General features: G+C 61.7%; 3 protein-coding genes. All 3 read left to right on the top strand.

Annotated features, from left to right (window positions below; genetic code table 11):
• Positions 1-218 precede the first annotated feature (218 nt).
• A complete protein-coding gene (locus tag AC01FP_RS17440; RefSeq protein ID WP_474481980.1) occupies positions 219-878 on the top strand; it encodes a hypothetical protein in 660 nt (219 codons plus the stop codon).
• A complete protein-coding gene (locus AC01FP_RS17435) occupies positions 868-1182 on the top strand; it encodes a hypothetical protein (RefSeq protein WP_474481979.1) in 315 nt (104 codons plus the stop codon). Before AC01FP_RS17440 ends, AC01FP_RS17435 begins: the two co-directional genes overlap by 11 nt.
• On the top strand, positions 1179-1659 hold a 481-nt coding region (locus AC01FP_RS17430), incomplete at its 3' end, for a hypothetical protein (RefSeq protein WP_474481978.1). The genes AC01FP_RS17435 and AC01FP_RS17430, both read left to right, overlap by 4 nt.

Raw genomic sequence — 1659 nt, 5'->3', positions numbered from 1 at the left:
AACATCGCCGCCGATGAAGGCAACCCGATCGAACTACCACAACCAGATCAACACTCAAGCGCTCAAAAGTTGATCGAGATTGAATCAGCTTTCAGGGAAGGATTGAGGCACCCTGGCTTATAGGTTCCCCTGGAGCGGGTTATAGCGCGCTACCAAGCCCCAAATAACCAGTAGCGCCAGAAACTGCTAGACTTAACAGTAATGGAGACACCTAAGCGATGGAGTTAACCGCCAACCCGCTGCTATTCGATTGGGTGCCGCCTGTGGCCGATCCTGCAGTAATTCAAACGGCTGTGATTAAGCGGCCGATCGCCCAACGCAAGCGCCTGGAGATGCTGCGCCAGGAGAGTGCAGCCGAGGCCGTGGCGGACCTGGAGCGCGACGGCATGGAGTTGTTCGGATTGACGCGGGGGCAGTTCAGCCTGGCGGATCTGCTGGTGGCGATCCTCGACAAGACCGGCCCGGCCAGCCTGTCAATCTCGACATGGACTGCAGCGGCAGCTGATATCCAGAGGATGATGGAGTTGCTCGAAAGCGGGCAGATCAGCAGCTGCCGCTGGCTGGTAGATCAGACGTTTGTGCGGAGGGTGCCGGCCCTGGCAGCCCAGATCCGCAAGCTGTTTGGTGATGACGCCCTACGGGTGACAAAGACGCACGCGAAGTTCTGCACCGTGGTGAACGACGGGTGGCAGGTTGCGATCCGCAGCAGCATGAACTTGAACCAGAATCCGCGCCTTGAATCCTTCCAGATTGGCCACGACCCCGAGTTGTGCGCCTTCCTAACCGCTGCCCTTGACGACATCTGGAGCCGCCAGGATCGCCGGCTGCAGGATGCCAGCAGCACAGATCAAAGCCGCTGGTGGAACGATGAAGCCTGATACATCTGGAGCGATCGAGAAACAGCAGCCACCCGCTACGGCTGCTGTTGTGGAGTGGCTGCTCACCGGAGCCAGCGAGCAGCAAATAGGTGAAGCCCTGGCGATGAAATACCCGGACGCCGACGCAAAGGCGGTGATGGGGCAGGTTCAGCAATATCTGCAGGGTGCTGGCCGGCCCAATGCCGACGCCGTTAGAGGGTGGGCATTGATGAGCTATCGCCGGCTGTATTCGGAGATGCTGCGAGTGGGCGACTTCAACGGCTGCCGGCAAGTCGTCAAAGAGATCACGGCGCTGCTGCCATGAGCTGGGTTACCGCCGCCGAATTCAGCCGGAGGATGCAGTGCAGCCGGGCCAACGTGACGCAGGGGATCAGTAGCGGAAGGATCGCGCCAGAGCATGTTCGGCGCGATGGCACCCGCGTGATGGTGAGCACGGGAGCAATCCCCGACTGGCAGGCAACCTCAAGCCGGCGAAGGGGCATCCAGGAGCCGCCCCCATCACCCACGCCGGCTGCAGAGCACCTGCCGAGGGTGCCGGTGGAGGGGCTGCCGGTGATGGCCTGGGGTGGAGGAGACGAAATCGCCATAGATGCCACGCTGACACCAGAGGAAATCGAGGAGCGGCTGTCCCAGCTGCCCGAAGGTGCAATGCCCGACCTGCTGCTCAGCCGCCAGCGCCGTGAACACGCCCTAGCCCAGATGGCCGAGTTAGAGCTGGAGCGCGAGCAGCAGAAGCTAGTGAGCGCGGCGGAGGTGTCACGCGAGCGATTCGAGTCCGGCC

The sequence above is a fragment of the Cyanobium sp. NIVA-CYA 375 genome, assembly GCF_056108345.1.
Note: the sequence above shows the minus strand (reverse complement) of the source record. Positions and strands in the feature narration are given on the sequence as shown.

Bases quoted from the DNA above. Each gene is read 5' to 3' on its own strand.
- AC01FP_RS17440 (WP_474481980.1), top strand. From the start codon at position 219: ATGGAGTTAACCGCCAACCCGCTGCTATTCGATTGGGTGCCGCCTGTG.
- AC01FP_RS17435 (WP_474481979.1), top strand. From the start codon at position 868: ATGAAGCCTGATACATCTGGAGCGATCGAGAAACAGCAGCCACCCGCT.